Source organism: Faecalimonas nexilis (assembly GCF_059731825.1).
Map to the genome: position 1 here is coordinate 1860823 of NZ_AP029189.1, position 22866 is coordinate 1883688.

Here is a 22866-nt window from a genome sequence, read left to right on the forward strand (position 1 = left end):
CTTTGAATTATACATGTTCTTCAATATATTGCTCAAATTGTTCCATTGACATCAATACTTTTCTTGGCTTCGTGCCTTCTTCTTCTCCTACAACACCTGCCTCTGCCAACTGATCCATAATTCTTGCTGCACGGTTAAAGCCAATTTTAAATACGCGCTGCAGCATTCCAATGGATGCCTTATCTTTTTCAATAATAAATTTTCCGGCATCTACAAAATAGGCATCCTGGTCATCCGCACCGCTGTTTCCGGAAACCGTGCCTCCCGCAGCGACACTGGCACTATTTACATGGTTTGTAATCTCTTCATTATACTGAACACTTTCACTGTTCTTTACCAAAAAGTCTACAACAGCCTGCACCTCTTTATCTGACACAAACGCTCCCTGTACACGCGCCGGTTTTTGATATCCTGCCGGATAGAAAAGCATATCACCCTTTCCAAGCAGTTTTTCCGCACCGTTCATGTCAATGATCGTTCTGGAATCTACACCTGACGAAACTGAAAATGCGATTCTCGACGGCATATTTGCCTTGATCAGACCGGTGATGACATTGACGGATGGTCTCTGTGTGGCAAGAACAAGATGAATTCCGGCGGCTCTTGCAAGCTGTGCAAGGCGGCAGATAGATTCTTCTACTTCTCCCGGTGCAACCATCATAAGATCCGCAAGCTCGTCCACGATAATAACGATCTGAGGTAATTTTTCTGGTTTTCCTTCTTCCTCAATCGCTTCGACTGTCTCAACTTTTGCATTGTATCCTTTCAAATCACGCACATTGTACTGTGCAAACAGATCATACCGTTTCATCATCTCAGCGACAGCCCAGTTCAGGGCACCTGCCGCTTTTTTGGGATCTGTCACAACCGGAATCATCAGATGCGGAATTCCATTATAGACACTTAACTCAACGACCTTAGGGTCAATCATAATTAACTTCACATCTTTTGGATCGGCTTTATATAAAATACTCATTATCAGCGTATTGATACAGACAGATTTACCAGAGCCTGTCGCCCCCGCAATCAATACATGCGGCATCTTCATAATATCTGCCACGACAACTTTTCCTGCAATATCACGTCCCGCAGCAAACGCAATCTTCGATTCATGGTTTTGAAATTCGTCCGTCTCTAAAAGATCTCGGAGCATAACAGCCGTATTCTCTTTGTTCGGGACTTCGATTCCAACAGCCGCCTTTCCTGGGATTGGTGCCTCGATACGAATATCCGCAGCTGCAAGGTTCAATTTGATATCATCTGCAAGACCGACAATCTTGCTGACTTTTACCCCCTGCTCCGGCTGAAGTTCATAGCGGGTCACCGATGGACCGCAGCTTACATTAGTCACAGTTACATTGACATTAAAATTTTGAAGCGTCTGCTGAAGTTTCATTGCAGTCTGACGTAAATGAGCATCGGAATCTCCTCCGCTTTTCTTTCCATGTTTCAGCAAAGATAGTGGCGGAAATACATATTCTTTTGCCCGTTTTTCCTCGCTCTTTTTAATCTCTTGTTCCACGTTTGCTGTCGCCGTCTCAACTTGCTTTTTACTTTCTTTTGTCTTTCGTTTCTCAGGAACAGGTTCCGGAATCGGAGCCTCTTCTTCCATAATCGGCTGTGCCCGATTGATCGTAATATCGTCCGGAACAATATTTTTTGAAACTTCAGCTTCTCTCCCATCATATGACGGTATTTCTTCCGCAAATAAATCCGGTACATCTTCCGGAGGTGTAATCTCTCTCATCTCCGGTGACTTTTTCACAAGTGTTGTGTCAAACGATACCCCTGAGACCGTATTATCTTTTCGCTTGCGTTCTTTCTCAGCTGCTTTTTGTTCCCTCTCCTGTGCTCTTTTTTCGCGTCTCAATTCTGCCTGCTCTTTTCGTTTCTTTGCATCCTGCTTTGCGGAAGAATAGGCTTTTTCACTGCCTTTTTTCACCCCGCGTATAAATGACTTCTCTGTAATGATGACAAGACAAATGATGCAGAGAATGATTACAATCACATATGTACCGATGACACCGATTGCAGGACAGAGCGCAGAAACGACAATTCCTCCCAAAAGACCACCGCCGTCTTTATGCATACTGGAAATTTTATAATAAGAGAACAATCTTGTGCCTGCTGTATATTCATTCATGATCAACTGAAACAATGTGCAGACCATCAGTGTGAATCCCGCTCCTGCTGCAGTCTTTATGTACGCGATAGAATTCCCTTTATTTGAAATTACAAAAGCAATTCCTATAAACAACAGAATCGGTATGATATATGCGATTGTCCCAAAAAGTCCAAATAATACGGAAGAAACGGCATCGCCTACAAAGCCCCCAATTCCAAAATTGCTTATCAATAGTAAAATACCGGCAGCCAAAGCTGATAAAATGATAATCTCATCTTTCAAAAAACTTTGGCTGTCCTGCTTCTTTTTCGTTTGTTTTTTGTTTCTTTTTCTGCTAGTATTCTTCCTTGCTGCCATGAAACTCCCCCTTGTATCTTAAACATACTATAATATAGTATATCATCAATAAAATCTCATGTCATCATCTATTTTTATTGATCTTTTTTTCTATCATCTCATGTAATTTCGTCAAAGCATCGCTCATCCCGCCAACGGCATCAATCAGTCCCTCTTTTACGGCCTCTTCTCCTTCTAAAAGCGTGCCGACATCTTTGACAAGTTGTGTAGAATCAAGCATCAGCTCTTCAATACGTTCCTGGGTCATATGAGAGTGTCCTGCCAGAAAGCGTATAATACGATCCTGAGTTCGTTCCATATTCCGATAGCTTTGAATCACTCCGATAAACATCCCATTTGAACGGACCGGATGAATGATCATCGTCCCACTGGGAACAATAAAAGAATAATCGGCTGAAACAGCAAGCGGCCCTCCGATGGAATGACTTCCGCCAAGAACCAAAGACACAGTCGGCTTGCTGAGTGATGCAATCATCTCTGCAATCGCAAGTCCCGCCTCCACATCACCTCCAAGTGTATTTAATAAAATGAGAAGTCCTTCGATTTCTTCATTATCCTCCACTTCAGCAAGTTTTGGCAGCAGATGTTCGTATTTCGTCGCTTTTGTGTTGCCGGACACCGCCTCATGCCCCTCAATCTCTCCGATAATTGTCAGTAACTGAATATTGTGCTTTCTGTTATTGTGTGTCAGTTCAATACTTCCGGTTTCGTTAATCTCTTCTCTTTTTTCTTCCTCCATACGCCTGCTCCTTTTCATTGTTTTCTTTTAGTATGCAGCAGTTTGAAAGAAATATACAAAAATCTCTTCACAAAATAAGGCGAGAGCATTTCCTGCTTCCCGCCTTATATCTTTTCATCTAAATTGTGGCAAACGCCTGTTCTAAATCTGCAATGATATCATCTGCGTTCTCGATTCCGACACTGAAACGAATCAAATCCGGCTGTACTCCGGCCTCTAATAATTCCTGCTCATTCATCTGGCGGTGTGTGTGACTTGCCGGGTGCAGCACAGAAGTGCGCGCATCTGCAACGTGTGTTACGATTGCGGCAAGTTTCAATTGATCCATCATTTTTACAGACGCATCCCGTCCACCTTTCAAGCCAAAGGAGATAACACCACAAGTGCCGTTTGGCATATATTTTTGAGCCAGCGCATGATATTTGTTATCCGGAAGCCCTGCGTAATTCACCCACGCAACTTTTTCGTGATTCACAAGATATTCCGCAACCTTTTGTGCATTTTCACAATGTCTCTGCACACGCAAATGCAGTGTCTCTAGACCAAGGTTCAATAAGAACGCATTCTGCGGAGACTGAACAGAACCCAAATCTCTCATCAGCTGCACTGTCGCTTTTGTGATGTAAGCACCTTTACCAAATTTTTCAGTATATACGATACCGTGATAAGTCTCATCCGGAGTCGTCAAACCTTTGAATTTATCACCATATGCTTCCCAGTCAAAATTTCCACTATCCACAATACAGCCGCCGACACATGCCGCATGTCCGTCCATGTATTTCGTCGTAGAATGTGTCACAATATCAGCTCCCCACTCAAACGGACGACAGTTGATTGGTGTCGCAAATGTATTGTCTACGATTAGAGGCACTCCATGTTCATGAGCAACTTTTGCAAATTTCTCAATATCCAGAATCACCAATGCCGGATTGGCGATCGTCTCTCCGAATACTGCTTTTGTATTCTCCTGAAACGCAGCATGCAACTCTTCTTCACTTGCATCTGCATCCACAAACGTAGCTTCGATTCCCATCTTTCTCAATGTGTGAGCATATAAGTTATATGTACCGCCGTAAATTGCTGCAGCGCACACAATATGGTCTCCTGCTTCTGCAATATTCATAATAGCATAGAAATTTGCTGCCTGACCGGAAGATGTCAGCATAGCTGCCACACCGCCCTCCAGATCACAAATCTTCGAAGCGACTGTGTCGTTTGTCGGATTTTGGAGTCTTGTATAAAAATATCCATTATCTTCAAGATCAAACAGTCTTCCCATCTGCTCACTTGTCTCATATTTGAATGTCGTGCTCTGATAAATCGGAAGCACTCTTGGTTCTCCTTTTTTCGGCTGCCATCCTGACTGGATACATTTTGTTTCAATTTTGTAGTTACTGCTCATAAACATTCCTCCTCATATCACTTACTGTCTATTCTTCCCAGTTATGGTAAACCTCTTGTACATCGTCATCTTCTTCTAACAGATCAAGTGTTTTCTGAATATTTTTCAGATCTGTCTCGTCTGTTAGCTGTACCCATGTCTGTGGAATCATAGTTACTTCTGCGCTCGCCATAGGAATGCCTGCTTCCTCCAAAGTCAGACGCACCTCACTGAAAGAATCTGGATCTGTCAGAATCTCAAAGCTGTCCTCTTCCTCTACAAAATCTTCTGCCCCCGCATCTAGTGCTGTCATCATCAAATCATCTGCATCCATCTCGCACTCTTCTTTTGCAACGATAATCTGTCCTTTTTTGTCAAACATGAATGACACACATCCAGGTGTTCCGACATTACCACTTCCTTTTGTAAATGCATTTCTCACATTGGAAGCAGTACGGTTCTTATTGTCCGTCAGTGCATCTACAATAATTGCAGTACCGTTTGGTCCATATCCCTCATATGTAACATGTTCATAGTTGGAAGCATCCGCATCTCCGGCTGCTTTTTTAATACTTCTCTCGATGTTGTCATTCGGCATATTGTTTGCCTTTGCTTTTGCAATTACATCACGCAGTCTGCTGTTGTTGGCCGGATCCGGACCGCCTCCCTCTTTTACTGCAACGGCAAGTTCTCTACCGATCTTCGTGAAAATCTTTCCTCTGACCGCATCATTTTTTTCCTTTTTATGTTTAATATTCGCAAATTTTGAATGTCCTGACATTTTTATTCCTCTCCTTGTTTTCTTTTAAAAATCACTTGTCTATTCTAGCACTCTTTTTTTTATTTGTACAGTTTTTATAATATTATTTTCCATGGACAGCACTTGAAAATCATAACCTCCATAGGATACAACACAATTTTCCTCCTCTGTCGGAATTCTTTCTAAATGAAAGATAAGGAATCCATTAAGTGTCTCATAGTCCTCTTCCTCAAATTGAATTCCAAGCAGTTCTTCCAAATCTTCAACTTCTGTCATTCCATCTGCAAGATAGCTTCCATCTGCCTCCTGCCTGATCAGTTCTTCTTCCTCGTCGTATTCATCCTGAATGTTTCCGACAATTTCTTCTATGATATCTTCCATTGTCACAAGTCCTGCAGTCTGACCATACTCATCAATGACAATCGCCATATGATATTTCCCTTCCTGCATCTTTTTCAGCAGTTTATCAATACTTCTCGTCTCCGGTATAAAGCTTACTGGTCTTATGTATTCCTCCAGCTGTTTAATCGGAATATGACGAAGCTGTTCGTTAAAGTAGCATTTCATTGCATCCCGCAGATGAATCGTTCCGATGATAGAATCAATATCTTCTTCATAGACCGGAAATCTGGATTTATTCTGCTCTAATATAAACGTCAACGCATTTTCAAGCGTCTCTTCGCCATCCAACGCAACCATATGTTTCCGGTGCGTCATAATACTTTTCGCATCCTTTTCCCCATATGCGAAAATATTTCGTATCATCTGAGCTTCACTGCTCAGGAACACACCCTGCCGATACCCCTCATCGACCATATCCATCACAGCCTCCGCCGCATCTTCTCCCTCTTCCATCTCTCCTGAAAATATTTTTCTCATTCGCGATAATAGATTACCCTCATCTTCCATTTCTTTTTTCTCCTTTTATTATGTATGAAGCTCCAAGCTGATTCTCAACGCTTCATCAACTTTTGTCATCAGTTTTTTGTCCACGTGACAAACCATGTCTTTTAGCCTCTGCTTGTCAATCGTGCGAATCTGTTCCAACAGCACCACTGAATTTTTTACAATCTGATATTTTCCTGCATCAATTTCAACATGTGTCGGCAACTTTGCCTTGTTCATTCTTGATGTAATCGCAGCACAGATCACAGTCGGGCTGTGTCTGTTCCCAATGTCATTTTGTATGATCAAAACAGGTCGTATTCCACCTTGTTCTGAACCGACTACCGGACTTAAGTCCGCATAAAATATATCACCACGTCTAATCTGCACTCTATTCACACTCCGATTTTTTAAGATAAAATTAGTATTTCCATCTTTTTCGGATGTATTCCAGTTAGAACCTGAATTCTCGTTTATGCAAAATAGTCCACCTGCTCTGCTATTTTCCCATCCCGCACATATACACGCGGAATACGTTTTCCAAGGTCGCACACAAATTCATAATTAAATCGCCCGGAAAGTTCGCTCAGCACTTCCACCGGCAAAATCTCATTTCCGTCTTTTCCAATCATTGTGACTTTATCGCCAAAGCTTACGCCTTCAATCTGTGTCACATCCACCATAAACTGATCCATGCAGACCCGCCCGAGAATAGGTGCTTTCTTTCCACGGATCAACACGTATCCTTTATTTGATAAGCTTCTTGGATATCCATCTGCATATCCGACCGGAATTGTTGCAATCTTCATTTTCTCTTTGGCCACGAACGTGCCTCCGTAGCTCACAGGAGTCCCTCTCTCTATCTCCTTTACAAATGCCACATGACTCTTTAATGCCAATGCCGGTTTTAATTTTACGTTTGTCTTGTCTACCTCTTCCGATGGATAGAGTCCATATGTAGAAATTCCTGCTCTTACAATATCGAAATTCGCCTCCGGGACATCAATGATGCCTGCACTGTTGGAGCAGTGCTCATATGTAAACCGGACATTTTTTTCTTTCAGGCGTTCCGTCATCCATACAAATTCCTGTATCTGTTTTTTTGTAAAGCTTTTATCTTTCTCATCTGCTTTGGTAAAATGTGTAAAAATCCCTTCCATATTGACATTTGGCATCTTGCTGATTCGCTTGATCGTCTCTGCTGATTGTTCATTGATTCCAAATCCCAGCCGCGACATTCCGGTATCCAGTTTGATGTGCATATAAGCTGTTTTCCCCTCTCTTGCCGCCATTCGAGAGATTGACTCTGCCATCTCTTCTGTGTAAATATTCATTCGAATCTCATGCTTTAACATCTCCATGTACTGATCTGGGAACACACATCCAAGCACCAGAATCGGTTTTTGAATCCCTTCTGTGCGAAGCACAACTGCCTCGTCTAAAGTCGCTACCGCAAAGCCCCATATGTAGTTCCAACGCTCCATCATCTCCGCAATCTGAACGGCTCCATGCCCATATCCATCCGCTTTTATGACCGCCATTACTTTCGTCTCAGGTCTGATGTTTTGTTTCATCTGTTCCATATTATATGCAATTGCATCCAAATCAATCTTTGCATATACTCTGCTATAAGTCTTCATCTGTTCTGTCGCCTCTCTTATATATTCTTTAATACACTGCTGATTTCCGCAACCAAATCACTTGCCAGTACACTGTATGCTCCCTTTTTGTCCCGGGCCATATCACCTGCAAGACCATGGAGGAACACCCCAAGACATGCAGATGTATACGGTTCACACTGTTGTGCCAAAATCCCCACAATAACTCCCGCAAGCACATCTCCGGAGCCTGCCTTTGCCATCGCCGCATTCCCGGACAAATTCAAATATGTATTTTGATGCTCTTTCGCAACAAGCGTTCTCGCATCTTTTAGCACGCAGACAACCTTATATCGTTCCACAAACGCATGCAGCTTTTCCATTCGCTGTTCTATCAGTTCTTTTACACTGCACTGCAGCATTCTGGACATCTCTTTCATATGTGGTGTCAAAACAATCAGAGCATTCGTTTCTTCAATCCATTCCATATGTTTTGACAGGATATTGATACCATCTGCATCCACCACACAAGGAACCAGCGCACGTTTCAACGTATATTGCATCACTCGTTCTGCTGTGTCACTTTTCCCAAGTCCGCATCCAATTCCAATCAAATCTGCCCATTGAATCAATTTTTCTAATTGCTCAGAATCAAACGTGTCATATGTTGTAATAATCACTTCCGGTAAAAGCTGTTGTAATATCACACGGTTTTCTTCGTGTGTATAAATCTGCACAAGTCCTGCCCCCACTGCATAAGCGGCTTTTGCACTTAAATAAGCAGCTCCTGACATCCCTTTGCTGCCTGCAATCATCAACACTTTTCCATAGCTTCCCTTATGTGAATTTTTCTTCCTTTTTGGAAATCCCAGAAATAGGTCTTGTTTTTCATAGCCAAATGTAACTGTTCCTTCTGAGAATGTTTCCGAGGAAATGCCGATGTCACCTGTGAGAATCTTTCCTGCACACACATTTCCCTCCTGTAAAAACAGACCTCTCTTTGGAAAGGCAATTGCAACTGTCAGATCTGCACAAAAAGCAATCCCCATCCGGGCTCCGGTCGTATCATGAATTCCCGATGGCAGATCAACCGCCACCTTCTTGCCGGCCATCTGATTGACAGAACAAAGAACCTCCCTGTAATGGCCTGTAACTTCACGTTTCAATCCGGTTCCAAAGAGTGCATCTATAATTACACTATATTCCTCTGTACCCAGATTGGTTATCACCGGAATTTCATAATGTGCTGCAATTTTTGCCTGCTGTGCATTTTCCTCGCTTCGTTTTTGAGAATTCCCGGCAAAAAAAATAGTCACATCATGCCCCTTTAAGTGTAACAGGCGGGCAATTGCATATCCATCTCCACCATTGTTGCCGCTCCCACAGATTACAAGCACCTTGCGAAAATCCAGTTGTTCTTCTTCCATGCATCTTACCACTTCCAGTGCCGCACGTTCCATCAAAACCATAGACGGAACTCCGATTTCTTCAATTGTATACAGATCCGCTCTTCGCATCTGTTCGCCGGTTGGCAAATATATCATTTTTGTTCACCTTCTATTCTTGAAAAAAACGTGTAAAGGAAACCTGCCTGCTGCATGCCTCCACTACACGTCTCTTTTATCTTATTTCCCGCAAAAGCAGGAAATTATTCTTCCGTCGTATGCTCCACATGATAACGATTGACATTATAAGAAAGTCTCATCAAACTTTCTGAAAGATGTACATTCTCAACAATCACATCCTCCGGAAGTTCTAAATCTGTATGCGCAAAGTTCCAAATAGCTTTGATACCGCTTTCCACAAGCATGTCTGCAACTTCAATTGCTTTTGTCTTTGGAATAGTGAGCACTGCAATCTCGATATTATTTTCTTTGATAAAGTCGCTTAACTCATCCATCATCCGGATCTCAATACCTCGAATTGTAACGCCCTCAAGTCTTGGGTTCACATCAAAAATTCCTTTTAAGACAAATCCGCTTCGCTCAAAAGCAGCATAATTGGCAAGTGCCTGTCCTAAATTACCTGCTCCGAGTATAATCATATTATGATTGACATCCAGACCTAAAATCTTTCCAATCTCTGTATATAAATACTTTACATTATATCCATAACCTTGTTGTCCAAAGCCACCAAAATTATTCAAATCCTGTCTGATCTGGGAAGCTGTTACATTCATCCTTTTACTTAATTCATTAGAAGAAATACGCTCCACACTATTTTCCAATAACTCACCTAAGTAACGATAATAGCGGGGTAATCTTCTGATAACTGCCTGGGAGATTTGTCTTTCTTCCATTTTTTCTTCACCTTCCTCTGTTTTCCTGTCCATTCTAAGAATCATTATATAGAATCACCGCATCAAAGTCAAACTTTTAGTTGTATTTTCTTACATTTTAGTTATAATAAAATTATTGTACCAAAAAGGGAGGGGTTATATATATGATTCTCGCATGTCATAATATTTCAAAAGCATTTGGAGAACAAGTGATTGTCAAATCTGGTTCTTTTCATATAGAAGATCGCGAAAAAACGGCACTGATCGGACCAAATGGTGCCGGAAAGTCTACTATTTTAAAAATGATCATGAAAGAACTCGATACAGACAGTGGCGATATTATCCTGACAAAAGGAAAGACAATCGGTTATCTGTCACAGCATCAGGAGCTTTCAAGCGGAAACACAATTCTGGAAGAGTTAAAGACTGCCAAAGCAGATATCATTGAGATGGAAAAACAGATTCGCACGATTGAGATGGAATTGAAACATCTTCACGGCGAAGATTTAGAAAACCGGCTTCAGACATACCACCGACTGACAGAGCGTTTTGAACACGCCAACGGATACGCCTATCAGAGTGAATTGGTCGGTGTCTTAAAAGGACTTGGCTTTCGTGAAGATGAATTTTTAAAAGAGGTGGACACGCTCTCAGGAGGGCAAAAGACCCGTGTGTCTCTCGGAAAGCTGCTTCTTACCAAACCAGATATTTTATTGCTCGATGAGCCGACAAACCATTTGGATATGAACTCCATCTCATGGCTCGAGACCTATTTGCTCAACTATGACGGTGCTGTCTTAATCGTATCCCATGACCGTTATTTTCTGAACCGTGTTGTCACAAAAGTGGTAGAGATTGAATATGGCAGCATTATGACTTACATGGGGAACTATTCAGACTATGCACAAAAGAAAAAGATGATTCGTGAAGCAAAATTAAAAGAATACTTAAATCAACAGCAGGAAATCAAGCATCAGGAAGCAGTAATCGAAAAACTTCGCTCTTTCAATCGAGAAAAATCAATCCGTCGTGCAGAAAGTCGTGAAAAGATGCTTGAAAAAATGGACGTCATTGAAAAGCCGATGGGGGATCCGCAAGAACTCCACTTTTCATTAGAGCCATCCTGCGTCAGCGGAAACGATGTGTTAGAAGTTGAACATTTAAGCAAGACATTCGGAAACCACAAACTATTTCAGGATATCAGCTTTGAGATCAAGCGTGGGGAACACGTTGCCATCATCGGAGACAACGGAACCGGAAAGACAACACTTTTAAAAATACTGAATCAGGTAGTCGCCGCTGATAGCGGTTCTTTCAAGCTCGGCTCCAAAGTACAGATTGGCTATTATGATCAGGAACACCACGTGTTACATATGGAAAAAAATATTTTTGATGAAATCTCAGATGATTATCCAAGTCTTAACAACACACAGATTCGAAATACACTCGCCGCATTTTTATTTACGGGCGATGATGTCTACAAACTGATCAGTGATTTAAGCGGTGGCGAGCGTGGTCGTGTTTCTCTTGCAAAACTTATGCTGTCTGAGGCAAACTTCCTCATCCTCGATGAGCCAACGAACCATTTGGATATTGCTTCCAAAGAGATTTTGGAAAAAGCGCTGAATGATTACATCGGGACTGTACTTTATGTGTCCCACGACCGTTACTTTATTAATCAGACGGCGACACGTATTTTAGATCTTGTCAATGGCACATTTGTTAATTATATCGGAAACTATGATTACTACTTGGAAAAGAAAGAAGAATTGACAGCAGCGTATGCCGGCATTTCTGAAATTTCCACTCCTTCCGTCTCTTCCACGTCTGTGGAATCCGACACAAAGCTGGACTGGAAAGCCCAAAAAGAAGCACAGGCAAAAGAACGGAAACGTCAAAACGATTTAAAAAAGACTGAAGATGCAATTGCGAAACTGGAAGAAAGGGATTCTGAAATTGATGAGTTAATGACTCAGGAAGAAGTCTTCACCAACTCTGTGAGATGCCGTGAATTATCTGAGGAAAAAGCAAAAATCGCTGAGGAATTGGAAACACTTTACATGCGTTGGGAAGAACTCGCGGAATAAAAAGTATGCTAAAAAAGAAAATGCCCGAATTTCCTGTGTCTCAGGTCATTCGGACATTTTACATTCATTACAATAATTCCGCAATTGCTTTGATAAATTGTTCGCTGTTCAATACCGTTGGATTTTCAATACTTGTAATCAAAGCAAGGTCTTTTGTCATCTTACCGCTCTCGATCGTATCGATAGTTGCTTTTTCCAGTCTGTCTGCAAAATCCATCAATTCTTGATTGCCATCTAATTCACCGCGTTTACGGAGTGCACCGGTCCATGCAAAAATGGTTGCAACAGAGTTCGTAGAAGTTTCTTCACCCTTTAAGTGTTTGTAATAATGACGCTGCACTGTTCCGTGAGCAGCTTCGTACTCATAATATCCCTGTGGAGATACCAACACGGAAGTCATCATCGCAAGAGAACCGAATGCGGAAGAGACCATATCACTCATTACATCCCCATCATAGTTCTTACAAGCCCAGATAAATCCACCTTCCGCTTTCATGACACGTGCTACTGCGTCGTCAATCAGTGTATAGAAATACTCAATTCCGGCAGCTTTGAATTTCTCATCATATTCTTTATCATAAATCTCTTGGAAAATATCTTTAAATGTATGGTCGTATTTTTTAGAGATTGTATCTTTTGTTGCAAACCACAAATCCTGTTTGATATCAAGCGCATAGTTAAAACAACTTCTCGCAAAACTTTCAATAGAAGCATCCAAGTTGTGCATCCCCTGTGCGATTCCGGCTCCTGTGTAATTATGTACCAACTCTCTTGTCTCTGTTCCGTCTTCTGCCGTATATACCAGCTCCACTTTTCCCGGTCCCGGAATGATCATCTCTGTATTTTTATAGACATCTCCATATGCATGTCTTGCAATTGTAATTGGCTTTTTCCAGTTTTTCACACATGGCTCAATTCCCTTTACAATAATCGGTGTACGGAAAACTGTTCCGTCTAACATCGCACGGATTGTTCCATTTGGGCTTTTCCACATCTCTTTTAAGTCATATTCTGTCATTCGTGCAGCATTCGGAGTGATGGTCGCACATTTTACAGCGACTCCATATTTCTTCGTTGCATTTGCAGAATCAATGGTAACCTGGTCATTTGTTTCGTTGCGGTACTCCAATCCCAAATCATAATATTCTGTTTTCAAATCAATAAATGGTAATAACAGATTCTCTTTGATCATCTTCCAAAGGATTCTTGTCATCTCATCTCCGTCCATCTCTACAAGTGGTGTTGTCATCTTAATTTTATCCATCTTCCATTTCCTCCTGCTCTACGCTTCGATATTTAAATTTTGCATTACTTTCAAAATGTGTTCATTGGCAAGTTGTTCTGCTTTATCTGCATCTTTCTGTTTGATTGCTTCCAAAATCTCTTTATGTTCTTTGATTGATTTTTCTGCCCGATGTTCTCTTGTAACAGATGCCTGCCTTGCCATCTGGACATATTTATGAAAATCGGATAATACATGTTCTAGTATACGACTATTTGATGCTTCGTACAATACTTCATGGAATTTTCCATCAAGTTCTACAACCTGACCCGATTTTTCTTTTTGATTTTTGTTTGCATGAAATTCTGAGAGTAAAACAATCTCTTCTAGTTTTTCTATCTGTTCTTCTGTAATATGCTCGGTCGCCCATCTGGCGCAAAGTCCTTCCAGGAGGGAGCGTACCAAATAGATATCCTTCACATCTTTCCCTGTAATTCCGGTCACATATGCGCCTTTGTTTGGTACGATTTTTACAAGTCCCTCCAGTTCAAGCTGTCTTAACGCCTCTCTCACCGGAGTTCTGCTCACCCCAAGCTTTTTCCCGATTGTGCTTTCCCGCAATTCTTCATTTTCTTTGTATTCGCCCTTCAAAATACCATCTCTGATTTTTTGAAAGACTCTTCCACGGAGCGAATACTCCTGATATTCTTCCATCTTCTGCCTCCACTATAAAATTATCTGCAACTCATGACAGGCATCTGTGATCACACGTACCAATTCGTCATCTGTCAAAACAGTCACACGTCCGGATTCATACTCTGCATCTACCCATTCTTTTACCTTCGCTACCAATGGTGAATTTTTGTCAATAGCACGGTCACCTTTCAACTTGTAATATGCATTGATCCAATGTGCAATTCCCGCAAGCCCCGATGTGTTGGATACCGCAACAAGAACCGGACGGTTCAGGAATTTATCCGTATCAAAAATATTGTAAATCTCCTCATTTTTCAGAAGTCCATCGGCGTGAATACCGGCTCTTGTCACATTAAAGTTCTTTCCGACAAACGGAGTTCTTGACGGCACACGATATCCAATCTCTTTCTCGTAATACTCCGCCATCTCTGTGATGACTGTCGTATCCATTCCGTCTAAAGTTCCACGAAGTTGCGCATATTCAAACACCATTGCTTCAAGCGGTGTATTTCCTGTACGCTCACCGATTCCAAACAAAGAACAGTTTACGCCGCTTGCACCATACAGCCAAGCTGTCGTGGAGTTGCTGACCGCCTTATAAAAGTCATTATGTCCGTGAAATTCAATCAACTCACTTGGCACACCTGCGTGAACCATCAGACCGTATATGATTCCCGGAATTGATCGCGGAATCACAGCCCCCGGATAATTGACACCGTATCCCATTGTATCACAAACACGCACCTTTACGGGAATTTGATATTCCTCACGCAATTTCATCAATTCCAGACAAAACGGAATGACAAATCCATAAATATCCGAACGTGTAATATCCTCCAGATGACATCTCGGACTGACACCAATTTCCAAACATTCTCTTACAATCGAAAGGTAATGCTCCATCGCCTGTCTTCTTGTCATATTCAGTTTGTAAAAAATATGGTAATCAGAACAGCTGACCAAAATCCCAGTCTCTTTCATTCCGATATCTTTTACAAGTTGAAAATCTTTCTTGCTTGCACGAATCCAGCTTGTCACCTCCGGAAATTCGTATCCTCTCTCCATACATTTGTAAACTGCGTCCCGGTCTTTTTTACTATATAGGAAAAATTCGCACTGGCGGATCTTTCCTTTCGGACCACCAAGTCTGTGAAAATAATCATACAATGTGACAATCTGTTCTGTAGAATAAGGCGCTCTCGACTGCTGTCCATCACGGAATGTCGTATCGGTAATCCAGATTTCATCCGGCATGTGATGAGGCACGATTCGGTCATTGAAGGCAATCTTTGGAATCTCATCATACGGAAATAGATTGCGGAAAATGTTCGGTGTCTCCACATCCACCAGAGGATACATATGTTCCTCAAGTTCTAACAGATTATTATGTTGATTCATAAATACTTTTCTATTCTCCATGGTCATCCTCTTTTCTTTATTCCAGTTTTGTATAATTGTATACAATTATACATTTCGTGTCAATACTTTACCGAAATAAAATAACAGAGTGAGAATATTTTTTCCCACTCTGCTACTCTTATTTCGCCACATTTATATAAAATTGTCCTTTTTGCGCATTTTATCTAAACAGTATTTGACACTCTCTGTCTCAAAAGAGTCTAGTGCAAACAAAGATTCATTATATTGAAAATTTCTCTCTTTTTCTCCATCAGAAAGCAGTTGTTTTTCCGAAAACCAAAGTGATACTTTTTCTATCTGATCTCCAACTGCCTTATAACTGATCGTGTACAGATAATCCTCTCCTGATCCTTTGCAAAATATCTGTTCCCCTTCTTCACTTTCATATTTCAGAGAAATACTCCTATAACTTATTTCCATTTTCTCTTGTATGCATCATCCATATTCTGTAATAAACCTTTCCTTTCAATACCTATTTTAACAAATCAGAAATGCAGATTTGAAAATCCTCATATACTTTTAATTTAATTGTATCGCCAAAAGGAATGATAACAGGCGCGACATCTTCTTCGTAACGATATATGGTAGTGCGTTCTCTAGCCGGATCGACAATCCAGTATTCTCGAACTCCTGCATCTGCATAAAGCGCATTTTTTGTAGAATAATCCATTTTCCGACTGCTTGGAGAAACAATTTCAATAATAAAGTCAGGCGCTCCTTCACAGCCACGGTTTGAAATTTTATTATGGTCACATACCAAACTAATATCCGGTTCCACATAATTAGAATCATCCTCTTTGATAAACACTGCAAATGGCGCTGGATAAACTTTGCAGTTCCCATGTTTTTTTGCAATGTAGTTTTGCAGCGAAGTTGTCAGTACTGCAACAAGTTCCTGATGCAAAGGAGAAGGGGGCGCCATGTCATAAATTCTCCCGTCAAGCAATTCCGCTCGCTTACCATCCGGAAGGGCATAAATATCATCGATTGTATATAGTTTTGTTTTTAATAATGGCATCGTATCATATCCTTTCTTGCTTTCTTTGTCTTTTAGTATAACATGAGTTTCCGCAAAACAAAAGTATTGCTGCCGTATTACAGAACACAATCTGTCTCATCGCCCTCACCAATCGCATATCGAGTAACGTTTTTCTCATCTGAATCAGTCTTTCCAGATTTTCGCGCTGATAACTCACATAATCTGCCCAAAACTCAAAATCAGACCAGCGCTCCGGAATCATATCAAGTACAAATCTAAAATCATTTTCAGCCATGTGTAATCCAATACTTTCCCTGACCCAAATTTCATCTGAAGTGTCTCTTCCAGTACACGCATGGATTCATCTTCTTTCACTTTGGTAACTACCCGCTGAAACGTAGCCGTTTCTCCCTCTTTTGGCTCGTATACAAACAAATTTTCCTTATGTTCGATCACTCCCGCAATCTCATATTGCTTTTCCTCTTGATATTCCTGTACCGGGATCCCACCTTCTGTTGTCTGAACAAACGATACAAATTGCATCTCCTCTTCCAACCTCTGCATAGCATGTACCGCCAATATATAGAAACAGGCTATCAGTGCAATTGCCAGAACACCAACCACCTGCTTTCTATGCGCTTTCACTGCTTCTGCGGCTTGATGCGGCCGCCATCAGAAATCTGTTTTGACGAGGATAGGATAATGTTCTGATTGACACTCAGACCTTTCACTGCTGCATATCGATCTCCTTTGTATTCGACAGTCACATCCACACGTCTTGCAATGACTTCTGTTCCAAGGATTGTTTTCTTTTCATCGGTGGTATACACATAATATTGATTTCCCTCTTCTTGATGCAGCGCTTCTAAAGGTATACACCCTGAATACATTTTTTTGCTTGTCTCTATTTGCACACCTATTGAGGTGCCAATCGGAAGCGTATTTGGTGGAATCCGTATACTTGCCTCTACCCCTGCCCCCGTTTCTGTATTTTGCTGTATCGCTGTAATTTTTAATTTCCCAACTGCATTTTTCTCTGTTTCCATAAGCACATCAGAAATCAGCTTTACATTTGCACCGACTATCACATGTTCTTTATTCTCTTCCGAAAACTGTACTTTCAGCATCATTTCAGCAGATGTATCAGCAATTAAAATATCTGCCGTTCCAGAAGTCATACCACCTACCTGTATATTCACAGCTGATACAACTCCATCCATAGGAGACACTACCTTCCCTTCCGCACTCTGGAGCTCTTTTAACGCTGAAAGCTGCTTTTCCACAAATCCAGTTTTTAAAATTTCCGCATACGCAGTCTGTTTTGCGAGGGACACCGCAATTCCTAATGATAAGACAAGCAAAACAGGAATACAGACTCCCACAAAACGTCCCGTATTTGTGAATGCCAACAAAAACGCTTTATTGTGTAAGATAGATTTAAAATTCAAAAGACCTACAAACTGACCGGAAGCAGTCTGCATAAATGCTCTCCTTACGACATCAATGTACGGAATCAACACAAAGAGCAATACACCGACAAAGCTTGGCAGGATAAACAGATATCCCACCCACATTTTTCTCTTTCTCATCACTTATTCCGCCTGATAAATCTCTACTTTTTCTACAATTGCATTCACAGCAGATTCCAACGATTCTTCTCCATACACATAATGCTCCGCCTGTGTCAGAATCTCCTCAAACAGTGCCTGCTCCACTGCAATTTTCGTGTCTGCTTCACTTAAGAAATTTACAAATTCCTCCGCTTCCTCTGCATTTAATTTCTGAATGCGAATCCCTTCTGCACTATCCTGTTCCGGATACATGACTGTCATCTGTTCCTTTGTCTCTGATATCGGAAGCGTCTTTCGAAAGCTTGTCTTATTCACACTCAATGTCCAGTCATACTGATCCATATTCTCGGAAGATAAAAAGTACGATAGGAACGCTTTCGCAGCTTCTTTCTTCTCACTGGACGCAGTTATGCCAAATATCCATTTCGGGATAAACTTTTTCCCACTTTCGCTGTTTAAATAATCATAGAACACGGGACTATTCGCACTCACACTTTCCAATTGCGCCAGCGTCTGCCCCATATCCATTTCATCAACCGACAAAATATCCTTTTGAAATGCCATTGTTACCCCGGCGTCTCCGGAATAGTACGGCAATTCCAAATCAATCTCAGATGCATCAAAAAGCATCCTTGCCTCTTCTAAAAATGTGGACAGTGCCTCTTGATCTACCACACTCTCTTCTGAAATAATATCGTTCCAAAAAGTCAATAGAAGTAACGGAATACTCTTCGTTGCATTCCGTGCGATCCCTTTTATCTGCTCTTCCGTCCGTGTTTTCAATGTGCCTGATAGAGTTTTTACTTCCTCTGGTGTCACCGCACCTTCTTTTCCAATAATAATCGGAACGGAAAAACGGGATGGGATTGCATACACTTTCTCCCCTTTTTCATATGAGGAAAGTACGTTTTCAAAAAATTCTTCCCCATTTTCTTTCACACTCTCCATCATGTCACTTAAGTCTTCCAATCCCCCTTTTTCGATATAGTCCTCAATTGGAAGTCCATCCATCAAAATGATATCCGGTCCATTTCCCGCCATAATCTCGGTGTTCAGACTTCGGATTGCATCGGATACCGTCTTTCCGTCTTCCTCTGATATCCCCACCTCTATCACAACCGGATACTTAGGATATTTCTCCATAAATAACTTTGCGCTTTGCCACAAATTCTCATTTTCTTTTAGGGTATACAAACGTAGCACTGCATCTTCTTTCTTTGTTTGTTCATTTTGTTTCTCCATCGGCTTTCCCACACAACCGGATAAAAACACCACCCATGCCAGTAAGATTCCGATTTCTTTTCTCATTGCTATCCCTCCTTGTATTGTTTTCTAATATGACTATACCGGAGAGATGCATCTTATTTGCATCAAAAAAAAGAGCTTGCGCCCTTTTTTTAATTTCTATTTCTAATATCTCTTATAACTATCCCCACGGTTACCAATATCAATTATACAAACTTTTTATGTCTTCACTTTCCGCTTTCAGCCCCATTGTATCATATTATATAAATAAATTGGATATATTTTCAAAATTTCCTTACTCCCAAAGTTATAATCTACATATATTTTGGTTCATCTAAAATAATGAGCTTTGAATTTCCAATCAAAACCATAACAATCGATACTTTCATTATGCTTCTTTTTCAGCTTATTTTAAGCATCCCTGCACAGGCACTCAAATTCATACAGATAGACGTCTTCAAGTGTCGGGCTGACTTCTGTCCACCGGTATTTTTCCGGGCGCTGCTCTGAGATAACACGCTCGACAATCTCCCCGTCCGTCCGAAATAAGTTACTGATTTCAAATTCTTGTTTTACCTGATTCAATTCATCCTGTGAAATCCTGATTTCAAATACTTTCCCAGCAATTTTTTTCTGCAATGCCTCCGGGCAGTCTTTGTCCACAACCTTTCCGTTTTTCATCAAAAGAATTTCTTTTGAGATAAACTCAATGTCAGACACCACATGAGTAGCAATCAGGACAATTTTGTCGCCGCTCAAATCCGAGATCAGGTTTCGGATACGGATACGCTCCTTTGGATCCAAACCGGCAGTCGGCTCATCTAAAATCAGAATCTGTGGATCATCCAAAAGAGCCTGCACAAGGAGAACCCTCTGTTTCATCCCGCCGGACAGTTCTTTTATCTTCTTTCTTCTCACCTCGCTTAAATTCAAAAGTGGAAGAAGTTCCTCCATGCGCCTCCTGATTTCTTTTTTATCCATACCGCGCAGTGTTCCCATGTAGCTGATAAAATGATTTACGGTGAAAGAATCATATAATTGTTGCTGCTGCGGCATATACCCCATGATTTTCCGATACTGTGCTTTCATCTTCGTAATCTCTGTTTCATTGCACAGGATTCTCCCCGAATCACGCAGCAGGTTATCCGTCAATATATTCATCAATGTACTTTTCCCGGCTCCATTTGGACCTAATATCCCATAAATTCCATTTTCAAATACTGCATGGAAATCCTGCAACGCAACTTTTGCCCCATAGTTTTTGTTGAGTCCTCTTATCACTAATTTCATCCGTCTCACTTCCTTTTATCATAGATTTCATAGAGAATATAACAACTCGCAGCAGGGAGATAAATCCAAAAAACCAGCACCTGCAACACAATCATATCCCACCGCCCCTGTAACAGTTGATGCGCATCCAGCAGCGCGTTCATGCTCCAAAAATGTATTTTATAAAGCCCGCCCCATTCCATGACAAGCGGTCCTATAAAGATTACAATCCCTGAAATATTTGTCAAAATCGTATCTTTTAACAGTGCAGACAGCGCCACAGCCGCCAGTGCAATAACAAACAGCGAAAGAAACTGGGAGAGTGCCAGCAAAAAAACATATTCCCCAATCGTGCAGTTTAAGACTGACTCTCCTGCGAACGGCATGGAGCGCACTTTCGCCCCCCAGTTATCCATCGGATACGACTTCACTATTTTCAAAATGAAAGGGAGGTGAATCAAAACTGCCATCAAAAATGTAATTTTGAATACCGTGCCTATCTTCGTAGTCAAAATCGGCAGCCGTCCCCGCTTTGTACTCCGAAGCAAATTCATCACTTTCAAGTCATATTCCATGCCAAGCGCCGAGGATGCGCTGTAGACGGCGACAAACACACACAGGCTGAGTAGAATCAGGCGGCTTCTTGCGAGGCTGCTGCCGAACATCTTTTCATACCCGGTGTCATATACGAGTTCCTGCTCATTGACGCCGCGCATGGAATTGTTGCCCACCACATATTGAAGCTGGGCATAAGCCCTCCTGAAACCTGCATATGGATAGCGGATATTATTCTGTTTTTGTGCAATCTCCTGTTCCGAAAGTCCCGATTTTTCCGGGGTCAACGCCATGATTTCCTCGTATTTTTTCTTTTCTTCCGAAAAGTATTTCAGCTTGTCCTCCGTAATGTGCCCCTGCTGTTTCGCCACATACATTTGGTAGTACTCTTCCTCCACATCTTTGTAAAACTTCATGCCGTTTCCAACTAAAACAGCACCATATAGAACAGCGGCACAGAGCCATATTGTTTTGTTCGTGAACAGGTTTTTAAACAGCTCATGCAGACACAATTTATCCGTCACAAATGCAGGTACGCTCTTCGGCTTCTTCCTTCTCCATCGCGCCTTTACTTTGTCGCAGTGGGAAAATTTTCGGATGTTGACAGCCAAAAGCAGCAACAGGCATACTGGCAGAAGCGCCAAAAATATGTGCATTGCGTTGACCGGATATCCGAAGACGTCCAAATTATGATATTGGGATAACAGTGGATATACCTTGATATACTGCGCAAGATTTACATATTTCAGCACGTCCATATAAGAGACAGACGGCAGCAGCAGACAGAGCAGATACTCCCCAATCCCAATAAATCCAATTCCTAAAACTGCACCCGAAGAACTGCCCGCCTTTTGCGCCAGCCACATCATAGCCAGTGCAATCACATAACAGACAAACATTTTTTAAAGCAGATAAAGCATCAAATATTCGCCAACCGAAAGCATGTATGGACTTTCATACATTGCAGTCACGGATTGAACCGGTCTTTCCAAATCCCCAAATCCATATTGATGCATGGAAAACAAGTAATTTCCGCCATATAAAAACAAGACAAGAAAGCATGTAATTCCGGCTGCAATCAGCAATTTTGCCCGAATTACATACTTCCGTCCTTTATATGTAGATTTTAAAAGCCGGTATAACTGATTCTTTTTCTCATAAATCACCAAAAAATATGTCATTGCAGTCAGCAAAAGAACCATGCAGACGTCCGTAAATTCTGTCTGTGCTGCAAAAATCACACCATCCGAAATATCCACCGCCAACTCTAAACCATGCAGCTTTTCAAATGCTTCCGGTGTTTTCTGTGCATTCCGATATGCAAAAGAACTTTCTTCTGAGAAAATCGCACTCGACATATTTGTGCTTTTTTGCTCAATCTCATCCAAATAAGATTCATACTGTCCAGCCTGCACATACTCGTGCAGAACTTTTTTATACAGTTCCTCCTCCGCATAAGGGTTGCCGGTGTATGATGATATTTTATTCTCCTTCAGCTCCTTAAGCCAACGTTCCCGCTCTTCCTCCGGCTGTCGTTTCAAATCCGCGTACAGCTCTTTTACTGCCTCCGCCGGAGGCCAGCTCATCTTTGCCTGCTCAGAAAGATTCCACAGATTAAACAGGAACGCCACCACGCACAGCAGCCAAAAGAAACGAAATGCAATGAACTTCTTCCACTCATACCTTACACATTCCATACT

Annotated in this window: 22 protein-coding genes; 1 reads left to right on the top strand and 21 read right to left on the bottom strand. The window is 41.5% G+C overall.

Translation table 11 applies throughout. The annotated features are described in order from the left end of the window. Positions 1–7: 7 nt before the first annotated feature. The 9 genes from AC6I5B_RS09405 to AC6I5B_RS09445 all read right to left on the bottom strand — a co-directional run bounded on the left by AC6I5B_RS09405 (position 8) and on the right by AC6I5B_RS09445 (position 10144). Complete coding sequence (locus AC6I5B_RS09405; protein ID WP_004612531.1) at positions 8–2482, bottom strand: DNA translocase FtsK; 2475 nt, start codon at positions 2480–2482, stop codon at positions 8–10. Positions 2483–2546: 64 nt separating this feature from the next. Further along, positions 2547–3221, bottom strand: a complete 675-nt coding sequence (locus AC6I5B_RS09410) for a ClpP family protease (protein ID WP_022250104.1) — start codon at positions 3219–3221, stop codon at positions 2547–2549. 118 nt (positions 3222–3339) lie between these two features. Continuing rightward, on the bottom strand, positions 3340–4623 hold the full coding sequence (locus AC6I5B_RS09415; RefSeq protein WP_022250103.1) for an O-acetylhomoserine aminocarboxypropyltransferase/cysteine synthase family protein: 1284 nt from the start codon (positions 4621–4623) through the stop codon (positions 3340–3342). A 28-nt stretch (positions 4624–4651) separates the two neighbouring features. After that, a complete protein-coding gene (locus AC6I5B_RS09420; RefSeq protein ID WP_004612528.1) occupies positions 4652–5383 on the bottom strand; it encodes a YebC/PmpR family DNA-binding transcriptional regulator in 732 nt (243 codons plus the stop codon). A gap of 39 nt (positions 5384–5422) precedes the next feature. Then, positions 5423–6271, bottom strand: a complete 849-nt coding sequence (locus tag AC6I5B_RS09425; protein WP_004612527.1) for a hemolysin family protein — start codon at positions 6269–6271, stop codon at positions 5423–5425. 18 nt (positions 6272–6289) lie between these two features. Continuing rightward, positions 6290–6637: a type II toxin-antitoxin system PemK/MazF family toxin gene (locus AC6I5B_RS09430; protein WP_004612526.1), complete on the bottom strand. Its 348-nt coding sequence runs from the start codon at positions 6635–6637 to the stop codon at positions 6290–6292. Between the two features lie 83 nt (positions 6638–6720). After that, entirely contained in the window at positions 6721–7887 is a 1167-nt protein-coding gene (gene alr, locus AC6I5B_RS09435; protein ID WP_004612525.1) for an alanine racemase, read from the bottom strand. Positions 7888–7904: 17 nt separating this feature from the next. Further along, positions 7905–9389 (bottom strand): NAD(P)H-hydrate dehydratase, encoded by a 1485-nt coding sequence (locus AC6I5B_RS09440; RefSeq protein ID WP_497773285.1) that lies wholly within the window; start codon positions 9387–9389, stop codon positions 7905–7907. A 104-nt stretch (positions 9390–9493) separates the two neighbouring features. After that, complete coding sequence (locus AC6I5B_RS09445; protein ID WP_022250101.1) at positions 9494–10144, bottom strand: redox-sensing transcriptional repressor Rex; 651 nt, start codon at positions 10142–10144, stop codon at positions 9494–9496. Between the two features lie 143 nt (positions 10145–10287). On the opposite strand from AC6I5B_RS09445, the gene AC6I5B_RS09450 reads away from it, so the two are divergent. Then, on the top strand, positions 10288–12210 hold the full coding sequence (locus tag AC6I5B_RS09450; protein WP_022250100.1) for an ABC-F family ATP-binding cassette domain-containing protein: 1923 nt from the start codon (positions 10288–10290) through the stop codon (positions 12208–12210). A 67-nt stretch (positions 12211–12277) separates the two neighbouring features. Here the strand turns inward: AC6I5B_RS09450 and AC6I5B_RS09455 are convergent, their stop codons facing one another. The 12 genes from AC6I5B_RS09455 to AC6I5B_RS09510 all read right to left on the bottom strand — a co-directional run bounded on the left by AC6I5B_RS09455 (position 12278) and on the right by AC6I5B_RS09510 (position 22863). Beyond that, entirely contained in the window at positions 12278–13474 is a 1197-nt protein-coding gene (locus AC6I5B_RS09455) for an NADP-dependent isocitrate dehydrogenase (RefSeq protein ID WP_004612521.1), read from the bottom strand. Positions 13475–13492: 18 nt separating this feature from the next. Further along, positions 13493–14146, bottom strand: a complete 654-nt coding sequence (locus AC6I5B_RS09460) for a GntR family transcriptional regulator (protein WP_004612520.1) — start codon at positions 14144–14146, stop codon at positions 13493–13495. A gap of 12 nt (positions 14147–14158) precedes the next feature. Beyond that, positions 14159–15547, bottom strand: a complete 1389-nt coding sequence (locus AC6I5B_RS09465) for a hydroxymethylglutaryl-CoA lyase-like TIM-barrel protein (RefSeq protein ID WP_044987127.1) — start codon at positions 15545–15547, stop codon at positions 14159–14161. Positions 15548–15679: 132 nt separating this feature from the next. Then, positions 15680–15967, bottom strand: coding sequence for a hypothetical protein (locus AC6I5B_RS09470; RefSeq protein WP_004612518.1), 288 nt, complete (start codon positions 15965–15967; stop codon positions 15680–15682). Positions 15968–16019: 52 nt separating this feature from the next. Continuing rightward, positions 16020–16565, bottom strand: coding sequence for a Uma2 family endonuclease (locus AC6I5B_RS09475; RefSeq protein WP_022250098.1), 546 nt, complete (start codon positions 16563–16565; stop codon positions 16020–16022). A 4-nt stretch (positions 16566–16569) separates the two neighbouring features. Beyond that, on the bottom strand, positions 16570–16821 hold the full coding sequence (locus tag AC6I5B_RS09480; protein ID WP_144166948.1) for a hypothetical protein: 252 nt from the start codon (positions 16819–16821) through the stop codon (positions 16570–16572). Further along, positions 16785–17171: a hypothetical protein gene (locus AC6I5B_RS09485; protein ID WP_144166949.1), complete on the bottom strand. Its 387-nt coding sequence runs from the start codon at positions 17169–17171 to the stop codon at positions 16785–16787. Before AC6I5B_RS09485 ends, AC6I5B_RS09480 begins: the two co-directional genes overlap by 37 nt. Beyond that, positions 17168–18115 carry a hypothetical protein gene (locus AC6I5B_RS09490; protein WP_144166950.1) on the bottom strand — a complete coding sequence of 316 codons (948 nt, stop codon included), beginning with the start codon at positions 18113–18115 and terminating at the stop codon, positions 17168–17170. Before AC6I5B_RS09490 ends, AC6I5B_RS09485 begins: the two co-directional genes overlap by 4 nt. Before the next feature lie 3 nt (positions 18116–18118). Beyond that, positions 18119–19405 (bottom strand): ABC transporter substrate-binding protein, encoded by a 1287-nt coding sequence (locus tag AC6I5B_RS09495; RefSeq protein ID WP_118208724.1) that lies wholly within the window; start codon positions 19403–19405, stop codon positions 18119–18121. A gap of 348 nt (positions 19406–19753) precedes the next feature. Continuing rightward, positions 19754–20632, bottom strand: coding sequence for an ATP-binding cassette domain-containing protein (locus AC6I5B_RS09500; protein ID WP_270651179.1), 879 nt, complete (start codon positions 20630–20632; stop codon positions 19754–19756). 5 nt (positions 20633–20637) lie between these two features. Continuing rightward, positions 20638–22065 carry an ABC transporter permease gene (locus tag AC6I5B_RS09505; protein WP_270607103.1) on the bottom strand — a complete coding sequence of 476 codons (1428 nt, stop codon included), beginning with the start codon at positions 22063–22065 and terminating at the stop codon, positions 20638–20640. A 3-nt stretch (positions 22066–22068) separates the two neighbouring features. Further along, positions 22069–22863: a hypothetical protein gene (locus tag AC6I5B_RS09510; RefSeq protein WP_243132340.1), complete on the bottom strand. Its 795-nt coding sequence runs from the start codon at positions 22861–22863 to the stop codon at positions 22069–22071. Between the last annotated feature and the right edge of the window lie 3 nt (positions 22864–22866).

What these genes read in the sequence shown, in the direction of transcription:
- AC6I5B_RS09465 (WP_044987127.1), bottom strand. Translation starts at nt 15,547, where the DNA reads ATGGAGAATAGAAAAGTATTTATGAATCAACATAATAATCTGTTAGAA.
- AC6I5B_RS09490 (WP_144166950.1), bottom strand. Translation starts at nt 18,115, where the DNA reads ATGAGAAAGAGAAAAATGTGGGTGGGATATCTGTTTATCCTGCCAAGC.
- AC6I5B_RS09445 (WP_022250101.1), bottom strand. Translation starts at nt 10,144, where the DNA reads ATGGAAGAAAGACAAATCTCCCAGGCAGTTATCAGAAGATTACCCCGC.
- AC6I5B_RS09440 (WP_497773285.1), bottom strand. Translation starts at nt 9,389, where the DNA reads ATGATATATTTGCCAACCGGCGAACAGATGCGAAGAGCGGATCTGTAT.
- AC6I5B_RS09420 (WP_004612528.1), bottom strand. Translation starts at nt 5,383, where the DNA reads ATGTCAGGACATTCAAAATTTGCGAATATTAAACATAAAAAGGAAAAA.
- AC6I5B_RS09415 (WP_022250103.1), bottom strand. Translation starts at nt 4,623, where the DNA reads ATGAGCAGTAACTACAAAATTGAAACAAAATGTATCCAGTCAGGATGG.
- AC6I5B_RS09405 (WP_004612531.1), bottom strand. Translation starts at nt 2,482, where the DNA reads ATGGCAGCAAGGAAGAATACTAGCAGAAAAAGAAACAAAAAACAAACG.
- AC6I5B_RS09460 (WP_004612520.1), bottom strand. Translation starts at nt 14,146, where the DNA reads ATGGAAGAATATCAGGAGTATTCGCTCCGTGGAAGAGTCTTTCAAAAA.
- AC6I5B_RS09475 (WP_022250098.1), bottom strand. Translation starts at nt 16,565, where the DNA reads ATGCCATTATTAAAAACAAAACTATATACAATCGATGATATTTATGCC.
- AC6I5B_RS09425 (WP_004612527.1), bottom strand. Translation starts at nt 6,271, where the DNA reads ATGGAAGATGAGGGTAATCTATTATCGCGAATGAGAAAAATATTTTCA.
- AC6I5B_RS09455 (WP_004612521.1), bottom strand. Translation starts at nt 13,474, where the DNA reads ATGGATAAAATTAAGATGACAACACCACTTGTAGAGATGGACGGAGAT.
- AC6I5B_RS09470 (WP_004612518.1), bottom strand. Translation starts at nt 15,967, where the DNA reads ATGGAAATAAGTTATAGGAGTATTTCTCTGAAATATGAAAGTGAAGAA.
- AC6I5B_RS09505 (WP_270607103.1), bottom strand. Translation starts at nt 22,065, where the DNA reads ATGTTTGTCTGTTATGTGATTGCACTGGCTATGATGTGGCTGGCGCAA.
- AC6I5B_RS09480 (WP_144166948.1), bottom strand. Translation starts at nt 16,821, where the DNA reads ATGGCTGAAAATGATTTTAGATTTGTACTTGATATGATTCCGGAGCGC.
- AC6I5B_RS09510 (WP_243132340.1), bottom strand. Translation starts at nt 22,863, where the DNA reads ATGGAATGTGTAAGGTATGAGTGGAAGAAGTTCATTGCATTTCGTTTC.
- AC6I5B_RS09495 (WP_118208724.1), bottom strand. Translation starts at nt 19,405, where the DNA reads ATGAGAAAAGAAATCGGAATCTTACTGGCATGGGTGGTGTTTTTATCC.
- AC6I5B_RS09410 (WP_022250104.1), bottom strand. Translation starts at nt 3,221, where the DNA reads ATGGAGGAAGAAAAAAGAGAAGAGATTAACGAAACCGGAAGTATTGAA.
- AC6I5B_RS09500 (WP_270651179.1), bottom strand. Translation starts at nt 20,632, where the DNA reads ATGAAATTAGTGATAAGAGGACTCAACAAAAACTATGGGGCAAAAGTT.
- AC6I5B_RS09450 (WP_022250100.1), top strand. Translation starts at nt 10,288, where the DNA reads ATGATTCTCGCATGTCATAATATTTCAAAAGCATTTGGAGAACAAGTG.
- alr (WP_004612525.1), bottom strand. Translation starts at nt 7,887, where the DNA reads ATGAAGACTTATAGCAGAGTATATGCAAAGATTGATTTGGATGCAATT.